Source organism: Tabrizicola sp., assembly GCF_016792905.1.
Lineage (GTDB): Bacteria > Pseudomonadota > Alphaproteobacteria > Rhodobacterales > Rhodobacteraceae > Tabrizicola.
The window spans coordinates 47,716-64,257 of the sequence record NZ_JAEULP010000036.1; the positions used below are offsets into that span (position 1 = coordinate 47,716).

A 16,542-nucleotide genomic window follows, 5' to 3' on the forward strand; every position below is an offset into this window, starting at 1 on the left:
CGGCAGTTCGGGTTTCCTTTGCCTGGCCGGTCTCCTGACTCGCGGGTCGAAGCTGCTTTCCGCCTTCCCAGCCCTTGGGGGCCAGTGGCCGATGGAAAGCCGCTCTCCGCATACAGTCGCGGGGGCGGTTGAGTTCAGGGCGCTGTGATCAGTACGCCCCTTCCCATTCCCGTTTCAGTCCGAACGCTTTGCGTCTCGCCGGACACCATGCCCCTTCAGTTGCCATCATGACCGCGCCCCGGTCAAGGCGATTTGCGTCCATTGCGGGCGGTTTGCGACCGATCAGCCCGGAATCCGCGCGATGGCCTTCATCCTGAGCCCGCCGAGGACGCGGGCATCGGGAAGGTTTCCATCGGGCGAGGCGGCGTAGTGCCGGGCGAAGGTGACAAGGTCGGGCAGGTCCTCGACCGTCAGGTCGCCGAAGAGATAGGCGGTCTTGCCGGGCGCGCGGAAAGCGCAGGTCGAGGGGCGGGTGCAGCCGGACATGCAGTCGGTCGTGGTGACGCGGGCGGGAAGGCCCTCGGCTTCCAGCGCGGCTTGCAAAGGCAGGGCAAAGCCCGCCTGCCCGAGGCCGCAACTGGCGCAGAGGGTGACGATCACAGCGACCCCTCGGCCAGCGCGCCAAGGATGATCAGGCCGGGGCGGGACGAGCGGTCCTCGGCCAGCAACCGGGCCAGTCCGGCGATGGTGGAGCGGTGCAGGTACTGCTCGGGCGTCGAGACGGCTTCGGCCAGCAGCGCGGGCGTATCGGGGGAAAGGCCCGCTGCGACCAGTTTCTCCGCCAGCGCCGGGAAAGTGCGCTTTCCCATGTAGATGACGGTCGTCGCCTGCGGGTCGGCGAGTGCAGGGATGTTCAGGCCGGGCGGCAGGTTGCCGGTGACATCGGCGGCGGTGATGAACTGGATCCGCTGGGCCTCCTGCCGACGGGTCAGGGGGATACCCGCAGCAGCAGCGGCAGCGGCGGCAGAGGTGACACCGGGGATGATCTCGCAGGGGATGCCCGCGGCGCGGACGGCGGTCAGCTCTTCCTCCAGCCGCCCGAAGATGCCGCTGTCGCCGGATTTCAGCCGCACCACATTGGCCCCGGTGAGGGCGTAGTCGACCAGCAGGCGGCTGACATGGTCCTGCTTCGGCGAGGCGCGGCCCGCCCGCTTGCCCACGCCCACCATGTCGGCCCCGGGCCTTGCCAGCGCCAGGATCGGGCCCGAGGAGAGGTCGTCGTACAGTACGGCATCGGCGGCGGCCAATGCCTTCACCGCCCTAACGGTCAGGAGGTCCGGGTCGCCGGGTCCGGCGGAAACGAAGGTGACGAAGCCCGTCTTGGTGGTGCCGGTCATCCGCGCCCCCGATTTCTTCGAAGAAATCGGACCGGAGCCTTTGAAGGCTCCGAACCGGAGTTTTCGAAAACTCCGGGGCCAGGGCGGTGAGGTCGGGTCATGACGCGCCTGCGATCAGGTGGAAGAAGGTGCCGGTCGATAGCCCGCCCCCCGGCTGGAGTCGAGTGCTGCCGGTTTCCGGCACGGTCTCGCCATTGGCATCCGTCACATCGGCGAGCGGCGCATCGGGCTGCGACAGGATGGTGGAATAGTGGAACTCGTGGCCCCGAAGCGCGCTGCCGGCGGGGTGGCCGGGGATCGCCTGCCGCAAGGTGGCCAGGCGGTAGCCGAGATGCATCTTCCGCTTCTCGTAGCTGGTCACCAGCCCCAGGAGACCGGCCATCGGGTGGCGGATGCCGTCCTTGTCGATCAGCGCCTCGCCCATCGCCATGTAGCCCCCGCATTCGCCGTGGACCGGCTTCGTCTCGCCAAAGGCCTTGAGGCCGGTGCGGAACCGCTCCGCCTGTGCCAGCGTGGCCCCGTGCAGCTCCGGGTAGCCGCCCGGCAGCCAGCAGGTATCGGCGGAGGGATCGGGGGCCTGATCGGCGAGGGGAGAGAAGGGCAGCACCTCGGCCCCGGCCGCGCGCCAGCCCTGCAGGAGATGCGGGTAGAGGAAGCTGAAGGCCGCATCCCGGGCAAGCGCGATGCGCTGGCCCGGAGGGGTAATCCGGGGCGTCGATGAAGGGGTTGCCGTGCTGTTGGCGGCGGCAACCAGCGCGTCAAGGTCCACGCCCTCGCGCATCAGCCGAGCGGCGTCGGCGATCAGGGCTTGCAGCGCGGGTTGTTCCTCGGCCTGCACCAGCCCGAGGTGCCGCTCCGGCATGGCGATGGCCGCCTGTTTCGGCAGGGTGCCAAGCACCGGCAGTCCCGCCTCCGCCATCCCGGCGCGGACCAGCGCCTCGTGTCGGGGCGAGGCGATGCGGTTCAGGATCACGCCCGCCACGGTGACGCCGGGCCGGAACCGCGCCAGCCCCTGCGCCACTGCCGCTGCCGTCTGCGCCTGCCCGGAGGCATCCAGCACCAGCACCACCGGCCAGCCCATTAGCGCTGCAAGGTCCGCTGCGGCACCGTTGCCGGTCGCACCCTTTGCCGCGACCCCGTCGAAGAGGCCCATCGACCCTTCGGCGAGGATCAGGTCCGCGTCCTGGCCCGCGCTTGCCAGTCCCGCCAGCGTCTCCGGCCCCATCGCCCAGGTGTCGAGGTTCAGCGACCAGCGCCCCGAGGCCGCCCGATGAAAGGCCGGGTCGATGTAGTCGGGCCCGTTCTTGAACGGCTGCACCACGAGCCCCCGGTCCCGCAGCGCCGCCAGAAGCCCCAGCATGACCGTGGTCTTGCCGGTGCCGCTGGCAGGCGCTGCGATCAAAAGACCGGGGGTCATGTGCCGGTGCCGGGAAAGCGGGGATGGGTGCCGACGGGCCGGTAGCGGCGGTCGTAGTCTCCGGCATAGAGGCGGCTTTCCTCGAAGCCTTCCTGCGCCAGCGAGGGGCCGACGAGGATCAGGGCGGTGCGCTCCACCTCCTCCGGGACCGAGGCCTTCAGCGTGGCCAGTGTCGCCCGGATGATCCGCTGCTCGGGCCAGCTGGCGCGCCAGACGATGGCGACGGGGCAGTCAGGGCCGTAGTGGGGGATCAGCTCCTCGGTCAGCTTGTCGATCAGGTGGATGGAAAGGTGCAGGGCCAGCGTCGCCCCGGTGGCGGCAAAGGCGGGCAGGTTTTCGCGGGATGGCATCCGGGTGGCGCGGCCTTCGGTGCGGGTCAGCACCACCGATTGCGCCAGTCCGGGCAGGGTCAGCTCCACCCCGAGCGCCGCGGCGGCGGCGGCGAAGGAGGGCACGCCGGGAGTCACATCGTAGGGGATGCCAAGGTCGCGCAGGCGGCGGAGCTGCTCGCCCATCGCCGACCAGACCGAGAGGTCGCCGGAATGAAGGCGGGCGATGTCGTGACCGGCTTCGTGGGCGGTCTGGATTTCAGTGATGATCTCGTCCAGCGACAGGGGGGCGGTGTTCACGATCCGGCAGCCGGGCGGGCAATGTGACAGCACGCCCTCGGGGACCAGCGAGCCCGCGTAGAGGCAGACCGGCGAGGCGGCGATCAGGTCGCGTCCGCGCAGGGTGAGGAGGTCCGGCGCGCCCGGCCCGGCGCCAATGAAATGGACGGTCATCGCTTCCCCATGCAGAGGCGCGCCCCTGCCCTTTCATACTGGTCCAAATATCCCCGCCGGAGGCTCTTCATCCCGCACCCTCCGCGATCGCTGCCGTTGCCATACCGTCTCCCGACACCGCCCGAGCGCCCCGAAGGCGCGCATCCGGACCCGCCGCCACGAGAGCAGCGGCTTCCGCGACCGATCCGGTGCCGAACAGCGTTTGAACGCGGTCGGACTTGGTGGGTGTCGGAACACCGTGCAAGACTTCTGGCTCCAGCGCCAGGACTGGCAGGCCCAGCGCTCCGGCCAAGGGTGCCAGCCCTTCGGCCTTGGTCGCCAGCACGGCCAGATGCGTCACGCCCTCCGGCCCCCCGGCCTTCGCCAGCGCGTCCTGCAGCGCGGCAAGGGTCGCCCCTGACCGAAAGCCGAAGCCCGCGACGATCATCGGGTGATGCTCCATTGCAGGATCGGCAGGGCGGCTTTCCAGCCGCGTTTGCCGCCGATGGAGGTTGGTTCGGACAGGTCGATCTTGAGAAGATGGCCGCCGTGGCGGGTCGACCAGTCAAGGACCAGCGCCTCGGTTTCCAGCGTCACGGCGTTCATGACAAGGCGGGTGCCGGGCGGGATCAGGTCCCAGAGCCGGGAGAGAAGCGCGTCGGAGGCGCCGCCGCCGATGAAGACGGCGTCGGGGGTGGGCAGGGTGGACAGGACCTCGGGTGCGCGGGCCTCGTGCAGGCGGTGGCGGTGGCCAAGGCCGAAGCTTTCGACATTGCCCCGCGCGCGGGTGGCGCGGGTGGGGTCGGCTTCCAGCGCCTCGACCCTTGCGCCGCCCGCCAGCAACCATTCGATCCCGATTGAGCCGGAGCCCGCGCCGATGTCCCAGAGCGTCTCGCCGGGGCGCGGGGCAAGGGCGGAGAGTGTCAGGGCGCGCACCGGGCGCTTGGTGATCTGGCCGTCGTGGTGGAACAGGTCGTCGGGAAGTCCCGAGGCTTGGGGGAGGCCGGGGTCGGTCGCCTCGATGGCGACGGCGACGGGGGCGGCGATGTCCGGCGGGGGATCGCCGGCGATCGGGCGGATGCGTTCCTGCGGGCCGCCGAGGCGTTCGAGGACGGTCAGTCGGGCGTTGGGGTGGCCGTTGTCGCCGAGCCAGCGGGCAAGCTCGCCGACCGCCGCGCCGTCCCGGATGGTGCAGATCGCACGGGTGCCATTGCCCAGAACGGGGCGGAGGCGGGAGAAGGGGGCGGCGTGGAGGCCGAGGCAGAGGGCCTCCTCCAGCCGCCAGCCGAGTCGGTTCGCGGCGAGCTGGAAGGTGGAGGGGGCGGGCTGCGAGGTCCATTCGCCGGGGGCAAGGTAAGCCATGAGGCTGCCGCCCGCGCCGAACCAGAACGGGTCGCCCGAGGCGAGGACGACGGTGGGCTGGCCCCGGTGGGCAAGGACCGGGGTGGGGTCGAAGGGCACGGGCCAGGGCTGGCCCTTGTCTCCCGCGCCTGTCAGCGTCAGGTGGCGGGGGCCGCCGAAGATGGCCGTCGCGGCGGAGAGCGCAGCACGGCTTGCGGGCGACAGGGCGTCCGGTCCATCTTCGCCCAGACCGATGATCGTGAGCCAGGGATCAGCCATGACCCGCGTCCTGCTTCTGGGCGGAACCACCGAGGCCGCCCGCATGGCCCAAGCCCTGGCCGAGGCGAGGGTTGATGCGGTCTATTCCTATGCGGGCCGGACCGAGGCGCCGGTGGCCCAGCCCCTTCCCGTCCGCGTGGGCGGATTCGGCGGGGTGGCGGGGCTGGTGGACTACCTCCGCGCCGAGGGGATCGGCCATGTGATCGACGCCACCCACCCTTTCGCGGCGCAGATGAGCCGAAACGCGGTGGACGCCTGCGCCGAGGCGGCTGTGCCGCTGGTCGCGCTGGAGCGGGAGCCGTGGCAGGCGGGCGAGGGCGACCGCTGGACCCATGTGCCCGATCTCGCCGCTGCCGTCGAGGCCTTGGGAGAGGCCCCGCGTCGGGTGTTCCTGGCGATAGGTCGGCAAAATCTCGGCGCTTTCGCCAGCGCGCCGCAACACCACTATCTGCTGCGGCTGGTCGATCCGCCAACCGAGGCCTTGCCGCTGCCCCACGCCGAGGCGGTGATTGCCCGCGGGCCGTTTGATGTGGCGGGCGACCGGGCGCTGCTGGAAAGCCATGGGATCGGGGTGATCGTGGCCAAGAACGCGGGCGGGGCGGGGGCCGAGGCCAAGCTCATCGCCGCGCGGGAACTGGCGCTGCCGGTGGTGCTGATCGACCGGCCCTGGGTGCCGGAGCGTCGGCTGGCGCGGACCGTGGGTGAGGTCATGGCCTGGCTGAACGGTTGATCCGGGAGCAAGACTTTTCGAAAAGTCTTGCAAAATCCTTCGAAGGATTTTGGCCCCGATCATCGCGCGCTCCGGGGGGAATAGACGAAAGGTCCGACGCGGCGGGTGGCGGAGTTGCCGACGATCACCACGGTGCGCATGTCGGCCATCTCGGGGGTGGCTTCGCCGAGGGTGGTGGTGGTCAGGCGTTGGTCTGGGGTCGAGACGGCGCGGGCGAAGGTGATCAGGCGGTCGGGGCCGCATTCCTGTAGCAGGGTGGCGAGGGCCTTGGCGAAGCCTTCGGGGCGGCTGGCGGAGCGGGGGTTGTAGAAGGCCATGGCGAAATCGGCCTTCGCGGCGTGGCGGAGGCGGGTTTCGATCACCTCCCAGGGCTTCAGGTTGTCGCTGAGGTTGATGCAGCAGAAGTCATGGCCAAGCGGGGCACCGGCGGCAGCGGCGGCGGCGAGCATGGCGGTGATCCCGGGCAGGACGCGGATATCGAGTGCCTGCCAGTCGGAGCGGCCCTCCAGCGCCTCGAACACGGCGGAGGCCATGGCGAAGACGCCGGGGTCGCCGGAGGAGACCACCACGACACGCTGGCCCGCCGCCGCCATCTCCAGCGCGGCGCGGGCGCGGTCGAGTTCCACCCGGTTGTCGGAGGGGTGGAGGGTGAGGCCCGGTCGCGGGGCGACGCGGGCGACATAGGGGATGTAGCCGACCACGTCGGTCGCTTCGGCCAGAGCGGCCGTGACCTCCGGCGTGACCAGCCGGTTGTCGCCGGGGCCGAGGCCCGCGATGCAAAGCCAGCCCGATTCTCCCGCCGCGGTCATTCGGCGATCTCCGGGCGGCGGCCGTGGCCGTGGACGAGGACGATCGCGAAATAGGGGCAGTCGTGGTCCTCGACCTCGGCCAGCCGCGCGACCCTTTGGCCGGGCATCGTGCCGCGTTCCACCAGCCAGGCGGAATGGAGCCGCCCGGTCCGCTCCAGCGCGCGGCGGACACGGGGCAGGTTGCGGCCGGTCTTCATCACCACCAGCGCGTCCGACCGTTCCATATGCGCGACGAGATCCTCCTCGGGCAGGGTGCCCATCAGGACGGTGAGCACGTCATCGCCCCAGGTGATCGGCGTGTCGGTGGCGTTCCAGCAGCCGGTCATGCCGGTGATGCCGGGGATCACCTCGACGGGAACGCGGCCTTGCAGGCGGGAGTGGAGATGCATGAAGCTGCCGTAGAAGAACGGGTCGCCCTCGCAGAGGACGAGGACATCTTCGGTGGCGGCAAGGGTGGCAAGCCGGTTCGCCCAGTCATCATAGAACCGGGCAAGGGCGTCGGTGTAGGCGGGGCTGTCGAAGGGAAGCTCGGTCGTGACCGGGTATTCCATCGGGTATTCGGTGGCTTGGGGCGACAGCATCCCCTCGACGATCCGCCGGGCCTGACCGGCGCGGCCCGCCTTGCGGAAATAGGCGACATGGCGGGCTTCGCCGATGGCGCGGGCGGCCTTCAGGCTCATCAGTTCCGGGTCGCCGGGGCCGAGGCCTGCACAGATCACGCGGCCCATGGTCATTCCTTCCGGCTGGCGAGGGCGTTGACCGCCGCCACGGTGATGGCGCTGCCGCCAAGGCGGCCCTGGACGATGAGGGAGGGGACCGGCGGGGCTTCCATCAGTGCGTCCTTGGATTCGGCGGCACCGACGAAGCCCACCGGGCAGCCGATGATCGCCGCCGGGCGCGGGCAGGCGGGGTCTTCCAGCATGTTCAGGAGGTGGAAGAGCGCGGTCGGGGCGTTACCGATGGCGACGATGGACCCGGCAAGGTGGGGCCGCCAGAGTTCGAGCGCGGCGGCGGAGCGGGTGTTCTGCATTTTCTTGGCGAGGTCGGGAACCTGCGGGTCGTGCAGGGTGCAGATCACCTCGTTGCCCTTCGGCAGGCGGGCGCGGGTGATGCCCTCGCTGACCATGCGGGCGTCGCAGAGGATGGGGGCGCCGTCTTCAAGGGCCGCGCGGGCGGCGATGGCCATGCCGGGGGTGAAGCGGATGTGGGGGGCGAGGTCGACCATCCCGGCGGCGTGGATCATGCGGACGGCGACGGTTTCTTCCTCCGGGGTGAAGCGGGCGAGGTCGGCCTCGGCCCGGATCATGGCGAAGGAGGCAAGGTAGATCGCGGCGCCGTCGGTTTCATAGAGATGGGGCATGGAGGGCTTTCAGGTGGTCTTCGATGGCCGTGGGGGTGAGGCCCGTCAGGCTGGGGGTGTCGGAGGCGGTGCCGTTGCGGACCAGGTCGTAGCCTTGTCCGGTGGCGGTGAGAGTCAGGTCCGCGCGGCCAGGATGGGCACAGCCCTTGGCGCAGCCGGAAAGGTGGAGGATCTGGCCCTTTGGCAGAAGGGGAGCGAGCTGGCGGGCGAGGGTCCGGGTGTCGCCGAGAGCCTGCGGGCAGCCGGGGGCGCCGGTGCAGGCGGTGACGCGGAGGATCGGGTCGGCGGGATCGGTGATCAGGCCGGGGATCGCCGGGAGGCTGGTCGCGCCGACGATCAGGAGCATCCGCCAGGGGGTCGGCCGGATTTCGTGGCCGAGGGCGGCGAGGGCGTGCAGGGTTTCGGCCCGCATCTGGCCGAAGGCGAGGGCGACGAGGGCGCCGTCGGAGTGAAGGCCGGGTGTGGGCGTCGGCAGCGGTTCGGCGGGGGCGAGGGTGCAGCCGGGGGGGACGGTGCCTTTGGCGACAAGGGCGGCCATGCGGCCCCGGCCATCGGTCACGCCGCCGTTGGCGACGAACCAGTCGGCCATGGCGATGGCATCGGCCGCGAGGTCGGTGACGGGCTGGCCGAGCGGGTGGCCTTCGGGGCGCAGGATCAGGTTTCCGTCGGCGGCGCGTTCGACGCGGATGTCGACGGAGGCCCGGGTCAGGACGGGTCTTGGCCCGGTGTCGAGGGCGAAGCCGAATTTGCCGGGGAGGCGGGGCATCCGGGTCAAGGCCGCGGTGAGGGTGGCGGCGAGGGCGTCGATGTCGTCGGCAATCTGGCGGGCTGCGTGCCCCCCACCCCCATCCCCTCCCCACGAGGGGGAGGGGAGGCGCGGGGTGGCGGTGTTGTGCGAAACAGGGGCCGGTTGCGGCTCCCTCCCCCCGCTGTGGGGGAGGGGTGGGGTGGGGGGGCTGGTCCGGAAGGGCGTGACGATCAGGTTGCGAAGGGTTTCAGTCTCGACATCGGGGTCGATCAGGCCCTGGGCGCGGAGGTCCTCGATCAGCGGGCCGTGGCTGGCGCCGGTCACGCCGCGCAGTTGCAGGTTGGCGCGGGCGGAGAGGTCGATGATGCCGTTGCCGTGGGTTTCCGCCGCTTGCGCGATGGCTTCGGCCTGAGCCGGCGTCAGGCGGCCCAGCGGCGGGCGGATGCGGGTGACGAGGCCGTCTCCCGACTGCATCGGGTGCAGGGCGCCGGGGCACCAGCCCTTGATTTCCCAGGCGGTCATGCGGTGTGCCTCCGCGTTGGGGCGGTTCTTGATCCGAGCGCTTCGCGCAAGCCTTTTGTCTCGCCTCTGCGCGCGAAGGGCGCGCAACCGGCTCGGGCCTTGCCTCCGGCGGGGATATTTCCGGACATGAAATGAGGCGCGTTCATGCGGCACCATCCAGCGTCGCGGCGATGGAGTTGCGGCGGGTCTGCCAGAGGCCCGCATCGCGCAGGCGGCGGAAGAGGTCTTCCATGGCGGCAAGAGCGGCGGGGTTTTCGCGGCTCAGGAAGTCGCGGACTTCGTCGCGGCCGAGGGTGGCCCCGTGGTAGAGGTCGAAGAGATGCGGCGGGACGACCTGCGCCAGATGGGCGAAGGCGGCCATGTGGTCGAGCGTGGCGGCGATTTCCGCCCCGCCGCGGAAGCCGTGATTCATCATGCCTTCGGCCCAGTGCGGGTTTGCAGCGCGGGCGCGGACCACGCGGGCGATTTCTTCGGTCAGGGTGCGGGCGTGGGGTGTGTCGGGGCGGGTGGCGTCGAGATGGTAGAGGGTGGGTTTCGCTCCGCCGAGCTTCGCAACGGCAGCGGCGAAACCGGCCTCGTGCGCGGCGTAGTCGGCGGCGATCAGGACATCGGTTTCGGGCAGGTCCTGGGCGTGGACGAAGGCTTCCGCTGCGAGGACCCGGGCTTCCAGTTCGCTGCGGGCCTCGGAGGACTGGCCGTCGGGGCCGATGGCCCAGCTTGAGGCGTTGAGCCAGGCTTCGCCGGCGGCGGCGCGGGCTTCGTCGGTGAAGCTGTCGGCGGCGGTGCCCATGCCGAGGCCGTAGAGGCCGGGCTTGGGGCCGAAGACCCGTGCGGCCCTGGTGGTGTAGGGGTTGTCCTCGGCCGCCTCGTCGCGTTGGGCCAAAGCTTCGGCCCCGGCCTCGAAGAGTTGCGCGAGGCCGGGGAAGACGTCGCGGAAGAGGCCCGAGACGCGGAGGGTGACGTCGATCCTCGGTCGGCCAAGGAGGGCGAGGGGGAGGATCTCGAAGCCCGAGACGCGGGCGGAGCCGTCGTCCCATTTCGGCGCGAGGCCCGCGAGGTGCAGCGCCATGGCGAATTCCTCGCCCGCGGTGCGCATGGTGGCCGACCCCCAGAGGTCGACCACCAGCCCGCGCGGATAATCGCCGTGGTCCTGCAGGTGGCGGCGGATCAGTTCCTCGGCCAGTTTCACCCCCTGGGCATGGGCGTTGCGCGAAGGCACGGCGCGGGGGTCGACGGAGAAGAGGTTGCGTCCCGTGGGCAGGACGTCGCTGCGGCCTCGGTTGGGCGATCCGGCGGGGCCGGGGGCGACTTTTTGACCGTTGAGGGCGGCGAGGAGGCCTTCACGTTCCCCTGCCCCGTCGCCGAAGATGTGCAGGCCGACTCCGTACTGGCTTTCCTTCAGGTCGCAGACGAAGCGATCGATCCGGGTGATCGCTTCGGCCGGGGTGGCGTTGGCGGAAAGGCCGAGGTCGGCGGCAACGCCCGATGCGCTGGCCTCGTCACGGATCGCGGCGATCAGCCGGGTGCGGCGGGCGGGGTCGAGGCCGTCGGCGGTGGAATACTCGTCGAGCAGGCGTTCGAGGCGGAGAAGCTCGGGGGGGACAGCGCTTTGCGTCAGGGGTGGCGGCAGGTGGCCGAGCGTGACGGCGCCGATGCGGCGCTTGGCCTGTGCCGCCTCGCCGGGGTCGTTGACGATGAAGGGGTAGATCACCGGCAGGGGGCCGATCAGGGCCTCGGGCCAGCAGGTTTCCGACAGGGCGACGGATTTGCCGGGCAGCCATTCCAGCGTGCCGTGCGCACCCATGTGGATCAGAGCATGGAGGCCCTGGGACCGGAGCCAGAGGTAGAAGGCGACATAGGCATGGCGCGGGGTGCGGGAGAGGTCGTGGTAGTCGGTGTCGCGGGTCTTCACCTCGCCGCGTTCGGGCTGGAGGGCGATCAGGACATTGCCCCGGCGGGTGGCGGGGAAGTGGAAGGCGCCGTCCTTGAGCTGGGGGTCGGTGGCGGGGTCGCCCCAGGCTTCTGTCAGGCTCTGGCGGAGGGCTTCCGGCAGGGTGGCGAGGGCGGCCTCGTAGGCGGCAAGCGGCCAGGTGAGGGTTTCGGTCAGGGCCTGCGGCAGGGGCGCGCCTTGGGTGGTCGTGTAGCCCTCGGCTGCGAGGACTTGGAGGAGGGCTTCGGTCGAGGCCAAGGCGTCGAGGCCGACGGCATGGGCCATCTGGTGCGCGCGCCCGGGATAGGTGGAGAGGATCAGAGCAAGGTGGCGGTCTGTGGCGGGGGTGGCGGCGAGGCGGTGCCAATGGGTGACGCGGTCGACGACGGCCTTGATCCGTTCGGCATCGGCACGGTGCGCGAAGCGGGAGAACTGGAGGTCAGGGTGGCGCGTGCCGGGCGACTTGTGGCTGACGAGGCCTGCGAGGATGCGGCCATCCACCTCGGGCAAGACGACGTGCATGGCGAGGTCGGCGGGCGAGAGGCCGCGGTCGGAGGCGGCCCAGTCACGGCGGCGGGCGGTGGAGAGGGCGACCTGGAACACCGGGCAGGGGACGGCGTCGAAGGGGGTGGTGCCGTCGTCGGCCCGGGCGGAGAAGGCGGTGGCGTTGAGGATCGCGACCGGCGGGGTGGCGATCAGGTGGGTGGTCAGCCAGTCGGCGAAACCGGGGGTCTTCAGGCTGGGGGCGAACACGCCATAGGCCGCGAAGCCCTCGGCGCGCAGGGCGTGGATCAGCGCGTCGACCGGGGCGTTGTCGGCGGAGGTCAGGTAGCTGCGGTAGAAGGCGACCAGGACGGTGCCTTTTGTCGTAGGCGCCCCCCCCTTCCCATCCCTCCCCCATGCGGGGGGGAGGGAGGCGCGGGTTGAGGTGTCGGGATGATCCTGCGCGGACGCCTGGAAGGAACCCCGTCCCGGGCTTGACCCGGGACCTCCGTTTCCGGGGCGCGCGCCAGTGTCGGACAGAGGTCCCGGGTCAAGCCCGGGACGGGTATTCTCGGCCGCTGGCGCAGGAATGACGCCGCAGTCAGGATCGTAGAAGCCCATCTGCGGCACGGTCTTCTCGCCGCTCACGGGGGCGGCGTAGATGCCTGCGGCCAGCGCCAGCTGCGCGAGAGCGGCCTGCGCGGCGACCGCCCCGCCTTCGTCGCAGAGCGCCTGCAATCGGCGGAGGGTGGAGACGGGGAGCGTGGAGAGCTGGTCGAGCCGTTCGTCCGGGCGGCCGTCGGCGGGAAGGATGGCGAGCGCCATGCCCCGGCGACGGGCGAGGTCCTGCAGGGTGGCAAGGCCATAGGGCCAGTAGGCCTCGCCCCCGATCAGGCGGACGAGGATGGCCTTTGCGCCGGAAAGGGTGCGCTCGGCATAGGTGTCGACCGAAACCGGATGTTTCAGCGCGACGAGATTGGCGAGGCGAAGGGTGGGCAACCCGGCACGCCCACGATCCCACCCCGCCGCGAAGGCCCCGAGGTCGCTGTCGGAGAAGGACAGCACCACCAGATCGGCCGGGTCCTGGCCCAGGTCGAACGGGGTGTCCGTTTCCTCCAGCCCGTGGCTTTCGCGGAAGACGACGTGCATCGGTCAGGCCCCCCGGTTGGGGAAAGGGACCCCGCCCCGGCGCTGCGACGGCCCCCCCGGCCTTGGCAAGCACGGACGTCGGGGTCCCGGGTCACGCCCGGGACGCCACGATCCCGTGACCGAGGTCTGCGCCCCCCCCCTCCCCGGCCCTCCCCCACGTTGGGGGCAGGGAGGCGCGGTGCGGAGGCGGCGGGACCAAGTGATGCCCGTCGGCGATCGGCGCGAGGCGTGGGTCAGGCGCCTCCCCTCCCCCGCGTGGGGAGGGGCTGGGGGTGGGGGGCATCGGACAAGCACAACGCATGAGGGCGGGCGTGCCCCCCCTCCCCATCCCTCCCCCACGCTGGGGGAGGGCGGCGCGTTTTCTGCGATGCTGGCGCGGATGCCCATCCCGGATCAGGCCCCCAGCACCCTGCGGATCGCCGCTTCGTCGATGTCGTCATGCTCGGCGATGACGACCAGTTGCGACCGGCGGGGCGCGGCTCCCCACGGCTTGTCGAACTGGGTCCGCACCCGCTCGCCCACCGCCTGCACCAAGAGCCGCATCGGCTTGCCGACGACGGCGACATGGCCCTTGACGCGCAGGATGCGGTTCTCTCGGGCAAGGCGCTGGATCGCGGCGGTCAGGGCCTCGGGGTCCGTCACCTCGGGCAGGTCGATCACCACGGAATCGAAATCGTCGTGCTCATGGTCGTCGGCCCCGTCATGATGCGAGGGGCGCGCGGCAAGGTCGTCCTCGGCGGCGGCGGCAAGGCCCAGGACGACGCGGGGGTCGATCACGCCTTCGGTCATGGCCAGCATCGGGACGGGGCGGTTCATCTCGGCGGCGATGACCTCGCGGGCGGCTTGAAGGCCCGCCTCCCCCGCCAGATCGGCCTTGGAGAGAAGGATCAGGTCGGCGCAGAGGATCTGGTCTTCGAAGACTTCGGAAAGCGGCGTTTCGTGATCAAGGCTGGCATCGGCGGCGCGCTGCGCCTCGACCGCCGCCACGTCGGGGGCGAAGCGGCCTGCGGCCACCGCCTCGGCATCGGCGAGGGCGATGACGCCGTCGACGGTGATCTTCGAGCGGATCGCGGGCCAGTCGAAGGCCTTGAGGAGCGGCTTCGGCAAGGCGAGGCCGGAGGTTTCGATCAGGATGTGATCCGGGCGCTGCGGCATCGCCATCAGCGTCTCGATCGTCGGGATGAAATCGTCGGCCACGGTGCAGCAGATGCAGCCGTTCGCCAGTTCAACGATGTTCTCCACCGGGCAGTTTTCATCGGCGCAGGATTTCAGGATGTCGCCATCCACCCCCACGGTGCCGAATTCGTTGACCAGGATCGCGAGGCGCTTGCCCTGCGGGTTCTGCATCAGGTGGCGGATCAGGGTGGTCTTTCCGGCGCCAAGGAAGCCGGTGATCACGGTCACGGGGATTTTGGTGAGATCAGTCATTCGGCGGCCTCTTCTAGGGGCGGATGGGGTGGGATGCGGGCGATGCTCTGCTTGCGGAAGACAGTCGGGCGGTCGCGCCAGGGAACGATGCCGTCGGCACTGGCCGCGTATTTCCCCGCGCCGTCAAGGATTGCGGGGACGTCGTCAAGGGTGAGGCGGCCGTAGACATAGGACCAGGCGCCAGGCTTGGTCAGCGACACCGCGCAGCCGGTGTTGCAGGCGGACAGGCACTCGACGCCCACGATGCGCACGCCATCGGGCGCGCCTGCCCGTTTCAGGGCGGCATAGAGCCGCAGGCCGGGGGGCAGGTCGCCCTCGGCCACCGGCGCACCGGCCTTGCAGGTCGTGCAGACGTATAGGGTCGCGCCCATCGCAGCCTGTCCAATGGCATCGGGGGCATGGGCCAGCGAGGGCGCCTTCACCCTCACCCGGTCGCGGAACACCCCGTCCGCCGGTTCATCCTTTGCGCGGGCAGGTCTCCCGGCTTGCGGATACGGGGGGATCCCCCCACGGCCCCCGCCTTCCCGGCATCCGCCAGTGGCATTGGGACCTCTCCGGTCACGGTCGCGGGGGCGGCTGCTGTGGGTCGTTTCCGACCTGTCGCATTCCCTCTTCGCCTGTCATAAACAGGAACCAGCGCCAGCCCACCTGAGGCAAGCACCCCCCCGTTGTCAAGGACACGACCGACCATGACCGAGCATGTTGCGACACCCGAGGCCGACGACCTGGCCCGCCACGCCCAGAAGATGGCCAAGAAGAAGGCCGCGCGGGACAAGATCATGGCGGGAAAAGAGGGCGAAAAGGGGCTGATCATCGTCCACACCGGGGCGGGGAAGGGGAAGTCGTCGAGCGGGTTCGGGATGATCCTGCGCTGCGTGGCCCACGGGATGCCGTCGGCGGTGGTGCAGTTCATCAAGGGGGCCTGGGATACCGGGGAGCGGCGGCTGATCACCACGCATTTCGCCGACCTCTGCCAGTTCCATGCGATGGGCGAGGGCTTCACCTGGGAGACGCAGGACAAGACCCGCGACATCGCGGCGGCGCGGGCTGGGTGGGAGAAGGCGAAGGAGCTGATCCGGAACCCGGAGATCAGGATGGTGTTGTTGGACGAGATCAACATCGCGCTGCGCTACGACTACCTGGACATCGGCGAGGTGCTGGAGTTCCTGAAGACCGAGAAGCCGCCCTTGACCCATGTCGTCCTGACCGGCAGGAATGCGAAGGAGGAGCTGATCGAGGCGGCGGATCTGGTGACGGAGATGACGCTGGTGAAGCACCCGTTCCGGTCGGGGATCAAGGGCCAGCCGGGGGTGGAGTTCTGAGCCTGTCCACGGTGGACAGAATTTTCGAGCCAATGATATCAATTACTTGATCGTGGACGTTAACAGTCTGGCAAGAAGTCAACAGGAGAGCGAGTGATGCAGAAGACGGGATTGATGCTGATGGCGGCGCTGCTCTTGCTGACGATGGCAGGCTGTGCGCCGCTGATCATCGGCGGGGCCGGGGCCGTGGTCGCCGACGAGGTCGTCGAACAGGACAAGGGCGGCGACGGTCTGTTCTGACGGAGAGTCGGGCTGAAGCCCGACCTACGGAGTGGGAGTGGTGGGTTGGCACCCACTCTACGAGGGCCGCGTCAGCGTTCCGAGGAATGCGCCGAGGTGGATGAGGCCTGCGGGCCAGAGCCCAAGGTCGGCCGCATTGCCCATATGGCCAGCCTGGCCCATGTCGACGAGCGCGGCCCGCCAGGCTGACGCAAAGACCTCGGCACGGTCGAAGGCGACATAGGAATCGTCCCGGCTGGCAAGGACCATCGCGGGGAACGGCAGGGGTTCCAGCACCATCGGGGCAAAGCCGCTGGTGGCTGCCTCGGGCCAGATGTCGGCGGGTCCGCGGTCGGAGGGGGCGACCATGAAGGCCCCCGCGATGCGCGAGGTGTCCGCGGTCTGGGCCCAATGCATGATCAGCGACGTGCCGAGGCTGTGCGCGATCAGGACCACGGGCCGCCGGGCGCGGGAGATATATTCATCAAGCCGGGCCGCCCAGGGGCCAAGCTTCGGCGACACCCAGTCGTCCTGCTCGACCCGCGTCATGTTGGGAAGTGCTGCCTGCCAGTGGCTTTGCCAGTGATCCGGACCGGCATTGTCGCGGCAGGGGAGCAGCAGGAAATCGAAGGACTTGAGGACATCTGGCATCGCCGGGCCTTTCGGGTTCGAAACCGGGGCGCCGCGAGCCTGCGGCACCAGGCCAT

17 protein-coding genes and 2 riboswitches are annotated in these 16,542 nt (G+C 70.3%); of the genes, 3 read left to right on the forward strand and 14 right to left on the reverse strand.

Annotation, left to right across the window (positions count from 1 at the left end):
* Positions 1-6 precede the first annotated feature (6 nt).
* Positions 7-225: riboswitch (cobalamin riboswitch) on the reverse strand.
* Between the two features lie 57 nt (positions 226-282).
* The 6 genes from JNL31_RS07850 to cbiE all read right to left on the reverse strand — a co-directional run bounded on the left by JNL31_RS07850 (position 283) and on the right by cbiE (position 5,135).
* Positions 283-600 carry a DUF1636 domain-containing protein gene (locus JNL31_RS07850; RefSeq protein WP_294971949.1) on the reverse strand — a complete coding sequence of 106 codons (318 nt, stop codon included), beginning with the start codon at positions 598-600 and terminating at the stop codon, positions 283-285.
* A complete protein-coding gene (gene cobA, locus JNL31_RS07855) occupies positions 597-1,337 on the reverse strand; it encodes a uroporphyrinogen-III C-methyltransferase (RefSeq protein WP_294971951.1) in 741 nt (246 codons plus the stop codon). The genes JNL31_RS07850 and cobA overlap by 4 nt, the downstream gene beginning before the upstream one ends.
* A 97-nt stretch (positions 1,338-1,434) precedes the next feature.
* Positions 1,435-2,754 carry a cobyrinate a,c-diamide synthase gene (locus tag JNL31_RS07860; protein ID WP_294971953.1) on the reverse strand — a complete coding sequence of 440 codons (1,320 nt, stop codon included), beginning with the start codon at positions 2,752-2,754 and terminating at the stop codon, positions 1,435-1,437.
* The gene (gene cobM / locus JNL31_RS07865; protein WP_294971955.1) at positions 2,751-3,536 is read right to left on the reverse strand and encodes a precorrin-4 C(11)-methyltransferase; all 786 of its coding nucleotides are present in this window, start codon (positions 3,534-3,536) and stop codon (positions 2,751-2,753) included. Before cobM ends, JNL31_RS07860 begins: the two co-directional genes overlap by 4 nt.
* 67 nt (positions 3,537-3,603) lie before the next feature.
* A complete protein-coding gene (locus tag JNL31_RS07870) occupies positions 3,604-3,978 on the reverse strand; it encodes a cobalamin biosynthesis protein (RefSeq protein WP_294971957.1) in 375 nt (124 codons plus the stop codon).
* Positions 3,960-5,135, reverse strand: a complete 1,176-nt coding sequence (cbiE, locus tag JNL31_RS07875; protein WP_294971959.1) for a precorrin-6y C5,15-methyltransferase (decarboxylating) subunit CbiE — start codon at positions 5,133-5,135, stop codon at positions 3,960-3,962. Before cbiE ends, JNL31_RS07870 begins: the two co-directional genes overlap by 19 nt.
* Between cbiE and JNL31_RS07880 the strand changes: the two genes are divergently transcribed.
* Positions 5,134-5,865: a cobalt-precorrin-6A reductase gene (locus tag JNL31_RS07880; RefSeq protein WP_294971961.1), complete on the forward strand. Its 732-nt coding sequence runs from the start codon at positions 5,134-5,136 to the stop codon at positions 5,863-5,865. The two genes, cbiE and JNL31_RS07880, sit on opposite strands and share 2 nt — an antisense overlap.
* Before the next feature lie 59 nt (positions 5,866-5,924).
* Here JNL31_RS07880 and cobJ read toward each other — a convergent pair whose 3' ends face one another.
* From cobJ to JNL31_RS07915, 7 genes are all read right to left on the reverse strand, one after another.
* Positions 5,925-6,674, reverse strand: coding sequence for a precorrin-3B C(17)-methyltransferase (gene cobJ, locus JNL31_RS07885; protein WP_294971962.1), 750 nt, complete (start codon positions 6,672-6,674; stop codon positions 5,925-5,927).
* Positions 6,671-7,402 (reverse strand): precorrin-2 C(20)-methyltransferase, encoded by a 732-nt coding sequence (locus JNL31_RS07890; protein WP_294971964.1) that lies wholly within the window; start codon positions 7,400-7,402, stop codon positions 6,671-6,673. The genes cobJ and JNL31_RS07890 overlap by 4 nt, the downstream gene beginning before the upstream one ends.
* Before the next feature lie 2 nt (positions 7,403-7,404).
* Entirely contained in the window at positions 7,405-8,034 is a 630-nt protein-coding gene (locus JNL31_RS07895) for a precorrin-8X methylmutase (protein ID WP_294971967.1), read from the reverse strand.
* Entirely contained in the window at positions 8,018-9,304 is a 1,287-nt protein-coding gene (locus JNL31_RS07900; RefSeq protein ID WP_294971969.1) for a precorrin-3B synthase, read from the reverse strand. Before JNL31_RS07900 ends, JNL31_RS07895 begins: the two co-directional genes overlap by 17 nt.
* 142 nt (positions 9,305-9,446) lie before the next feature.
* Positions 9,447-12,866, reverse strand: coding sequence for a cobaltochelatase subunit CobN (gene cobN / locus JNL31_RS07905; protein ID WP_294971972.1), 3,420 nt, complete (start codon positions 12,864-12,866; stop codon positions 9,447-9,449).
* Positions 12,867-13,259: 393 nt separating this feature from the next.
* Entirely contained in the window at positions 13,260-14,294 is a 1,035-nt protein-coding gene (gene cobW / locus JNL31_RS07910; protein ID WP_294971974.1) for a cobalamin biosynthesis protein CobW, read from the reverse strand.
* The gene (locus JNL31_RS07915) at positions 14,291-14,665 is read right to left on the reverse strand and encodes a DUF1636 domain-containing protein (protein ID WP_294972075.1); all 375 of its coding nucleotides are present in this window, start codon (positions 14,663-14,665) and stop codon (positions 14,291-14,293) included. The genes cobW and JNL31_RS07915 overlap by 4 nt, the downstream gene beginning before the upstream one ends.
* 81 nt (positions 14,666-14,746) lie before the next feature.
* Positions 14,747-14,947, reverse strand: a riboswitch (cobalamin riboswitch).
* Between the two features lie 36 nt (positions 14,948-14,983).
* On the opposite strand from JNL31_RS07915, the gene cobO reads away from it, so the two are divergent.
* On the forward strand, positions 14,984-15,616 hold the full coding sequence (gene cobO, locus JNL31_RS07920) for a cob(I)yrinic acid a,c-diamide adenosyltransferase (RefSeq protein ID WP_294971975.1): 633 nt from the start codon (positions 14,984-14,986) through the stop codon (positions 15,614-15,616).
* A gap of 96 nt (positions 15,617-15,712) precedes the next feature.
* The gene (locus tag JNL31_RS07925) at positions 15,713-15,856 is read left to right on the forward strand and encodes a hypothetical protein (RefSeq protein ID WP_294971977.1); all 144 of its coding nucleotides are present in this window, start codon (positions 15,713-15,715) and stop codon (positions 15,854-15,856) included.
* Positions 15,857-15,913: 57 nt separating this feature from the next.
* Here JNL31_RS07925 and JNL31_RS07930 read toward each other — a convergent pair whose 3' ends face one another.
* The gene (locus tag JNL31_RS07930; RefSeq protein WP_294971979.1) at positions 15,914-16,486 is read right to left on the reverse strand and encodes an alpha/beta fold hydrolase; all 573 of its coding nucleotides are present in this window, start codon (positions 16,484-16,486) and stop codon (positions 15,914-15,916) included.
* Positions 16,487-16,542 lie beyond the last annotated feature (56 nt).

Excerpts from the sequence above, each read along its gene's own strand:
- cobM (WP_294971955.1), bottom strand. The coding sequence starts at position 3,536 with ATGACCGTCCATTTCATTGGCGCCGGGCCGGGCGCGCCGGACCTCCTC.
- cobW (WP_294971974.1), bottom strand. The coding sequence starts at position 14,294 with ATGACTGATCTCACCAAAATCCCCGTGACCGTGATCACCGGCTTCCTT.
- JNL31_RS07895 (WP_294971967.1), bottom strand. The coding sequence starts at position 8,034 with ATGCCCCATCTCTATGAAACCGACGGCGCCGCGATCTACCTTGCCTCC.
- JNL31_RS07915 (WP_294972075.1), bottom strand. The coding sequence starts at position 14,665 with ATGGGCGCGACCCTATACGTCTGCACGACCTGCAAGGCCGGTGCGCCG.
- JNL31_RS07900 (WP_294971969.1), bottom strand. The coding sequence starts at position 9,304 with ATGACCGCCTGGGAAATCAAGGGCTGGTGCCCCGGCGCCCTGCACCCG.
- cobO (WP_294971975.1), top strand. The coding sequence starts at position 14,984 with ATGACCGAGCATGTTGCGACACCCGAGGCCGACGACCTGGCCCGCCAC.
- JNL31_RS07930 (WP_294971979.1), bottom strand. The coding sequence starts at position 16,486 with ATGCCAGATGTCCTCAAGTCCTTCGATTTCCTGCTGCTCCCCTGCCGC.
- cbiE (WP_294971959.1), bottom strand. The coding sequence starts at position 5,135 with ATGGCTGATCCCTGGCTCACGATCATCGGTCTGGGCGAAGATGGACCG.
- JNL31_RS07860 (WP_294971953.1), bottom strand. The coding sequence starts at position 2,754 with ATGACCCCCGGTCTTTTGATCGCAGCGCCTGCCAGCGGCACCGGCAAG.
- cobN (WP_294971972.1), bottom strand. The coding sequence starts at position 12,866 with ATGCACGTCGTCTTCCGCGAAAGCCACGGGCTGGAGGAAACGGACACC.
- JNL31_RS07890 (WP_294971964.1), bottom strand. The coding sequence starts at position 7,402 with ATGGGCCGCGTGATCTGTGCAGGCCTCGGCCCCGGCGACCCGGAACTG.
- JNL31_RS07870 (WP_294971957.1), bottom strand. The coding sequence starts at position 3,978 with ATGGAGCATCACCCGATGATCGTCGCGGGCTTCGGCTTTCGGTCAGGG.
- JNL31_RS07880 (WP_294971961.1), top strand. The coding sequence starts at position 5,134 with ATGACCCGCGTCCTGCTTCTGGGCGGAACCACCGAGGCCGCCCGCATG.
- cobJ (WP_294971962.1), bottom strand. The coding sequence starts at position 6,674 with ATGACCGCGGCGGGAGAATCGGGCTGGCTTTGCATCGCGGGCCTCGGC.
- cobA (WP_294971951.1), bottom strand. The coding sequence starts at position 1,337 with ATGACCGGCACCACCAAGACGGGCTTCGTCACCTTCGTTTCCGCCGGA.
- JNL31_RS07925 (WP_294971977.1), top strand. The coding sequence starts at position 15,713 with ATGCAGAAGACGGGATTGATGCTGATGGCGGCGCTGCTCTTGCTGACG.